Origin of the sequence: Longimicrobium sp. (assembly GCF_035474595.1) — a bacterium.
Taxonomy (GTDB): domain Bacteria; phylum Gemmatimonadota; class Gemmatimonadetes; order Longimicrobiales; family Longimicrobiaceae; genus Longimicrobium.
The window spans coordinates 50,585-57,131 of the sequence record NZ_DATIND010000146.1; the positions used below are offsets into that span (position 1 = coordinate 50,585).

Here is a 6,547-nt window from a genome sequence, read left to right on the forward strand (position 1 = left end):
GATGCCGCCGCCGTCGCGATTCTGGACGGCGTCAGGATGGCAGATCAGTTGAGGAATGCCGACCAGCTGCGCGTGTGCCGCAGCCTCGGATAGTAGCGCTGGATGGCGACGTAGTCGCGCTGGTTGTCGTGCACCAGCGTCGCCCCCACCTCCGTCGCGGAGACGGCGATCAGCGCGTCATTGGTCAGCGAAGGGGTGATCTGGTACCCCTCCAGGCGCAGCTTGCGGAGAACGTCGCCCGCCGTCCGCCACCCCTGATGAGACGGCGTCGCAACGCGCTTGAGCTTTTCGAACGGCTCCAGGAACACCCGGTCCAGGTGCCGGAGCTCGTGCGGGCGGGCGCCGGAGAGCAGCTCCTGCGCCGCCACCGAGCTCAGGTAGACGACGGACGCAGAGAAGAATGTCTTCAGCCTCTGGAATTCTTCGTGCGATCTGAAGGCGCGTACGAGCAGCCCGGTATCAAGGACGAACTTCCGCATCCGCCCACTCCGCCCGCTGTTCTTCGGTCAAGCCCGCCAGCCACCTGGCCCTCTGCTCGCCAGTCCACATCGCCATCTGCTCGTCGGCCCACCCGGACGGGAATACGTCGTCGATTTCGAGCCCGTAAGCTCCCTCGAACGCAGCGACCAGCTCGCGCCGGATCTCCGCCTCCTCCGGCGTGATCACGTCATCGTCACCGTCGTCCGGCACATGCGCGGCCCAATTCCCATTCCGGCGGTGCGTCCGTGTGATCATCCCCAGCCCGCGGACGGTCACGCCCTCCCCGTTCGCCGCGCAACTCTCGGCGACGTCGAAGATCGCGGCGACGGCACGGCGGGCCTCAGCGCGCGAAATCTTTGCTCTGCGCGCGACCTGATCGATGAAATCGGATCGAGTCATCTCCGTCTCCCCGTGATTGACATCGAACGTTCGCCAATCTTCCGGAAGCACGCAAGAGGACAAAGCGCACGTCTGAGGCCGCTTTAGAGCGTCGGACGAAAAGGACGCGATTAAGCCTTCGGTGAGTCGGGATCACCCTCGCGGCAGCGCGCGCGCGGCCTTGAACTGGAAGCGCTCGGGGGGCATGGGGAAGAAGTCGAGGTAGCGCTCCTTCTCCTGCTCCTCGGCGATCCACTCCTCGAACTTCGAGGGGACGAGGCCGCCGCTGTCGAGCTGCTTGGAGGCGGCCTGGATGGCGCGGAAGTTGGCGTACTCGTTCTGCGGGTGGCCGGCGTGCCCCTTCACCCAGCGCCACTGCAGCGGGTGCCGCGCGGCCACGGGAAGGAGCGCCTTCCACAGCTCCAGGTTCTCCACCGCGCCGGTCTTCCGCTGCCACCCTCGGGCGGCCCACCCGTGCACCCACTCCGTCATCGCATCCACCAGGTAGCGGCTGTCGGTGGTGAAGACCACGCGCGAGGGGCCCTTCAGCGCCGCAAGGGGGACCAGCGCGCTGCGGATGGCCATGCGGTTGTTGGTGGTGTCGGGCTCCGACACCCAGAAGTCGCGGCGGACCCACCCCTTCTGCGGGTGCCAGAACTCGACGAGCCCGGCCGCGCCGCCGGGGCGCGCCCGGTCCTTGAACTGGTTGCCCAGGCAGCTCTCGTCGGCGTAGACGAAGACCAGCGGCAGATCAGACATCAACCCCGAAGTGCGTGAGTGCGGAAGTGCGGGAGTGCGCGGGTGCAGCGCGAAAGCCGGCGTCCGCACGGAAGCAGAACGCACTTCCGCACTCCGCCCGCGGCGAGCACGAATCTATCCCCCGCGCGGGAGCCCGCCAGCCGCGGCGGCGCGATCCCCGGTTGACAGCCCGGGCCGCGGCGGTAGATTGTCGCGGCCCGCAAACCCGCGGCGTCCAAGCACTTGTACAACGTTGCGCGAGGAGACCGGGGTGGGCGAGCCCGCGGTGCTGATGCTGGAAGACGGCCGGACCTTCCACGGCGAGACGTACGGCGCCGCGGGGACGGCGTTCGGCGAGGTGGTGTTCAACACCTCGATGACCGGGTACCAGGAGGTCCTCACCGACCCGTCGTACACCGGGCAGCTCGTCACCATGACCTACCCGCTCATCGGCAACTACGGCGCGAACCCCGAGGACGAGGAGTCCGCCCGCCCGCAGGTGGCCGGCTTCGTCATCCACGAGGCGCCGCCGGTGTTCAGCAACTGGCGCGCGAAGGAGTCGCTGGACGCTTATCTGAAGCGCCACGGCATCGTGGCCATCTGCGGCATCGACACCCGCGCGCTCACCCGCCACATCCGCTCGCTGGGCGCCATGCGCGGCGCCATCGCCCCGGCCGCTACGGATGCCGAGGCGCTGCTGGGCGAGATCCGCGCGCAGCCGGAGATGTGCGGGCTGGACCTGGCCGACGAGGTGTCGACCGGCGAGCGCTACGTGGTTCCCGCCGCGGGCGACACCCGCTACCGGGTGATGGCGTACGACTTCGGGGTGAAGAGCCACTCGCTGCAGCTGCTGTCGCAGCGCGGGTGCGAGGTCACCGTCATTCCCAGCACCACGCCGGTGGACGAGATCCTGGCGCAGCGCCCCGACGGCCTGTTCGTCTCCAACGGCCCCGGCGACCCCGAGGCGGTGCCGCACGCGATGGACGCCATCCGCGAGCTGGCCGGGCGCGACACGCCGGTTTTCGGCATCTGCCTGGGTCACCAGCTCATCGGCCGCGCCTTCGGCGCGGAGACGTACAAGCTGCTGTACGGGCACCGCGGCGGGAACCACCCGGTGCGGCGGCTCAGCGACGGGCTGGTGGAGATCACCGCGCAGAACCACGGCTTCGCGGTGCGCGGCGGCCCCGACGGCGTGCCCGGCGCGCCGGAGCTGAAGGTCACGCACGTGAACCTGAACGACGGCACCGTCGAGGGGCTGGAGCACGCCTCGCAGCCGGTGTTTTCGGTGCAGTACCACCCCGAGAGCGCGCCGGGGCCGCACGACTCGCGCTATCTCTTTGACCGGTTTGTGGATGAGATGGCACGGCGCTCCGCGATCGCGGCGGCAGAGGATGCTTGACGGAACATACGTCCCGGATTATCCTTCGGCCGTATAAGTCACCGTCTGCCACCTCGTTACGCACTCTCGCCCAGCGAACGGCGCCCGCCGTGCTCCGGCCCGCAGCCCAATCCTGCCCCGGTCCCGACGTGATCCGCTATCACCCGTTTGGCGCAAAGTGGCCGATGCATTCCTTCCGGGCCAACCCGCGGCATCGTCGCAGGGTGGCCCAGGCCGGCGGAACGCGCACGCGCGGCTGACATTCCGGGGCACGTCCCCAGCTTCCAGAACCCCCCAGGAGGAGCATCAATGACCAAGGCGGATCTTGTCCAACGGGTCGCCGACACGATCGGCCCGGGCGTCACCAAGCGCGACTGCGCGGTGGTGGTGGACGCGTTCCTGAACAGCATCAAGGACGCGATGGGCGAGCACCAGAACATCGAGATCCGGGGTTTCGGCACCTTCAAGGTGCGCGAGCGCAAGAGCCGCCTGGCGCGCAACCCGCGCACCGGCGATCCGGTGGAGGTGCCGCCGCGCGCGGTGCCGGTCTTCAAGCCCTCCAAGGAGCTCCGCGCCCTCGTCGAGGAGCGTCCGCTCGTCTGACGCGCGGTCCGGTCTTCCCGCCCCGGCAGTTTCGCGCCCGCCCCGCTCGCCCCGGGGCGGGCGCTTTTTCATAAGTGCGGAAGAAGTGCGTGAGTGCGGAAGTGCGGAAGTGCGTGAGTGCACCGCGACACCCGCCCCGTGCGCGAAGCCAACGCACTTCCGCACTTCCGCACTTTCTCCGCATGGCACGTCGTCTGCCCTCGCCTCCCGGGGACACGGATTAGGACCGGACGACGGAGGCCACGGATGCTGCTTCAGGAAGTGCTGACCGAGCTCCCCGCGGAGGAGGTGATCCAGCGGGCGCGCGATTTCTTCTCCCTGCGCTTCACCCCCTACGCCGGTTTCGCGGAAGAGGCGGGCGACAGCTGGATCAAGTTCTCCACCGAGGCGGGAGACGTGACCATCGGCGTGGGCAGGCAGGGCGAGCGCAACCTGGTGCGCGGCTCCAGCTCGCGGCTGCACCACGAGGTCTCGCAGTTCCTGTCGACCCTCGCCCCGCCCGAGGAGGTGCGGCAGAGCGTGCCGGGGCCGGGCGTCAGCGGCGCGGGCTGATGGAAGTACGAGAGTACGGAAGTACGAGTACGAAACTGCGAAGGCCGCCGCATCCCTCGACTGGGGTGTGGCGGCCATTGTTTCTGTGAAGGTCCAGGTGGGAAAGGCGAATGAATTCGCGGCAACAACTGCCCGAAGTCCGCCTTCGCGGACTCGCACCTGGCCATCCCTGCGGCTGGATGGTGCGGCCGCAGTCCCGGAGGGACTTTGTGCTGTTGTTGCCCGCCAATTCATTGGCGGGTGAGTGGGCCGGTTACCCGCTGAAGGCGCCGCCGCCCTGCGCGGGGACGGGCCGGGGCGGGACGCTGCGCGGCGTGGCGCTCACCGGCGGGGCGGACAACCGGATGGGGGGTGACGGGTTCGAGGGTTGATGAGAGGCGCGGGGAGGAGACTCGGGCGAGGGCGAAAGGGAGCCGCCAGACGAATCTGCCGAACGAAGCGGGGCCGGCTCCCCCTGAGAGGAGCCGGCCCATGCCTCGTATCGTACTTCCGTACTTCTCGTACTTTCGTACTTCCCTGGCCGTCAGGCCGCCACCAGCTCCGCGCTGAGCGAATCGATCTCCTCCTGCACCCTGGCCAGCATCTCGAACTTGTGCGGGCGGTGCATGAAGGCGCTCTTGAAGCCCATCACGCTGATGTCCACCAGCTCGTCCCAGGTGAAGCCCAGGTACTGGTGCGCGCGCCAGTATTCCTCGGTGACCGTGGTGGCGCTCATCAGCCGGTTGTCGGTGTTCAGCGACAGGACCAGGCCGTAGTCGTAGTACTGCCGCAGCGGGTGCGACTCGAAGGTGTCGACCGCCTTCGTCTGCACGTTGCTGGTCAGGCAGATCTCGATGGGGATGCGGAAGTCGTTCATGAAACGCATCAGGTCCGGGTCCTCGAAGAGGCGCGTCCCGTGGCCGATGCGGTTGGCGCGGCAGTAGTGCAGCGCCTGGTGGATGCTCTCGGCCCCGTACGCCTCGCCGGCGTGGATGGTGGCCGCCATGTTCTTGTTGATGACGGTGTAGAACGCGTCCTTGTGCTTTTTGGCCGGGTAGTTGTACTCCGCGCCCGCCAGGTCGAACGCCACCACGCCGCGGTCCTTGTACGCCACCGTGAGGTCCGCCAGGTCGCGCGAGGTAGCCGGCTCCATGTTGCGGATGCCGCAGATGATGATGGCCGTCTTGATGCCGAAGTCCTGCTCCGCCCGCGCCAGCCCGCGCAGGGGCGCATCCACCGTCTCGGTGAGGGGGAGGCCGCCCTGCGCGTTGAGGATGGGCGAGTAGCGGATCTCGGCGTAGCGCACGTTCTCGGCGGCCAGGTCCTCGGCCAGCTCGTAGGCGATGCGCTCCAGGGCGTCAGCCGTCTGCATCACGGACAGGGTGATGGAGAAGCGCTCCAGGTACTCCACCAGGTTGCGCGCGTCCTGCACGTGCATGTAGTTGCGCAGGGACTCGGCGTCGTCGGCAGGCATGGGCTTGCCGTACTCGGCGGCCAGCTCCAGCATGGTCTCCGGCCGCAGCGAGCCGTCCAGGTGCACGTGCAGCTCCGCCTTGGGCAGGCGGTGCAGGAGGTCGCGGGTCACTTCGATCGCCATGTCCATATCCTGTGCTGATTGCTTTGTCGCGGCCCCGGTTCCGGGATAAACGCGCAGGCGGATGCACACCCGGTGCATCCGCCTGAGAGGCCGTCGTCGCTCGTTGCTCCGGTGGGATATTGTAACCCCGGCAGTGCCAAGTGCCAAGTATCAAGTGCCAAGTAAGTGCGCTCGGCACTTGTCGCTTGGCACTTCTCGCTTGGCACTGCCGTCAGATCAAGATCCCCACCACCGACGCCGTCATGAAGTTCGCCAGCGTGCCGGCGATCATGGCGCGCAGCCCCAGCCGGCTCAGGTCGCCGCGGCGCTCCGGGGCCATGGCGCTGATACCGCCGATCTGGATGGCGATGGAGCTGAAGTTGGCAAAGCCGCACAGCGCGTAGGTGGCCAGCACCACCGAGCGCGGGTCCAGGCCGGCGCCCTCCTGCAGCATGCCGCCCAGGTGCGCGTAGGCCACGAACTCGTTCAGCGCCGTCTTTTCGCCCAGCAGGGTGCCCACGGCCAGCGCGTCGTTGCCGGGAACGCCCATCAGCCACGCAAAGGGCGAGAACAGCCAGCCCAGCAGCTTCTGGATGCTCAGGTCCAGCCCGGCAAGGCCCGCCGTCCAGCCCAGGAGCCCGTTCAGCAGCGCCACCAGCGCGATGAACGCGATGAGCATGGCGCCCACGTTCAGCGCCAGGGCCAGCCCCTCGCTGGCGCCGCGCGCGGCCGCGTCGATCACGTTGGCGTCCACCTTCTCCATCTTGATCTTGACGCTCCCGGCCGTGACGGGCTCCTCCGTCTCGGGATACATGATCTTGCTGATGGCGATGCACGCCGGCGCCGACATCACCGACGCGCTG

The 6,547-nt window shown here is 68.3% G+C and carries 8 protein-coding genes; 3 read left to right on the plus strand and 5 right to left on the minus strand.

Annotated features, from left to right (window positions below):
- Window positions 1-44: 44 nt before the first annotated feature.
- From VLK66_RS24945 to VLK66_RS24955, 3 genes are all read right to left on the minus strand, one after another.
- A complete protein-coding gene (locus VLK66_RS24945) occupies window positions 45-479 on the minus strand; it encodes a type II toxin-antitoxin system VapC family toxin (protein ID WP_325312218.1) in 435 nt (144 codons plus the stop codon).
- Window positions 460-879, minus strand: a complete 420-nt coding sequence (locus tag VLK66_RS24950) for an HU family DNA-binding protein (RefSeq protein WP_325312219.1) — start codon at window positions 877-879, stop codon at window positions 460-462. Before VLK66_RS24950 ends, VLK66_RS24945 begins: the two co-directional genes overlap by 20 nt.
- 132 nt (window positions 880-1,011) lie before the next feature.
- Window positions 1,012-1,617, minus strand: coding sequence for a ribonuclease H (locus VLK66_RS24955; protein ID WP_325312220.1), 606 nt, complete (start codon window positions 1,615-1,617; stop codon window positions 1,012-1,014).
- A gap of 271 nt (window positions 1,618-1,888) precedes the next feature.
- On the opposite strand from VLK66_RS24955, the gene carA reads away from it, so the two are divergent.
- The 3 genes from carA (at window position 1,889) to VLK66_RS24970 (ending at window position 4,129) form a co-directional block, all read left to right on the plus strand.
- Window positions 1,889-2,995 (plus strand): glutamine-hydrolyzing carbamoyl-phosphate synthase small subunit, encoded by a 1,107-nt coding sequence (carA, locus tag VLK66_RS24960; protein WP_414676531.1) that lies wholly within the window; start codon window positions 1,889-1,891, stop codon window positions 2,993-2,995.
- A 288-nt stretch (window positions 2,996-3,283) separates the two neighbouring features.
- Window positions 3,284-3,577 carry an HU family DNA-binding protein gene (locus VLK66_RS24965; protein WP_325312222.1) on the plus strand — a complete coding sequence of 98 codons (294 nt, stop codon included), beginning with the start codon at window positions 3,284-3,286 and terminating at the stop codon, window positions 3,575-3,577.
- A 246-nt stretch (window positions 3,578-3,823) separates the two neighbouring features.
- Complete coding sequence (locus VLK66_RS24970) at window positions 3,824-4,129, plus strand: hypothetical protein (RefSeq protein WP_325312223.1); 306 nt, start codon at window positions 3,824-3,826, stop codon at window positions 4,127-4,129.
- A 523-nt stretch (window positions 4,130-4,652) separates the two neighbouring features.
- Here VLK66_RS24970 and add read toward each other — a convergent pair.
- On the minus strand, window positions 4,653-5,705 hold the full coding sequence (gene add / locus VLK66_RS24975; RefSeq protein WP_325312224.1) for an adenosine deaminase: 1,053 nt from the start codon (window positions 5,703-5,705) through the stop codon (window positions 4,653-4,655).
- A gap of 211 nt (window positions 5,706-5,916) precedes the next feature.
- Window positions 5,917-6,547, minus strand: a 631-nt coding sequence (locus tag VLK66_RS24980) for a nucleoside transporter C-terminal domain-containing protein (RefSeq protein WP_325312225.1), incomplete at its 5' end; no start/stop codon positions are given.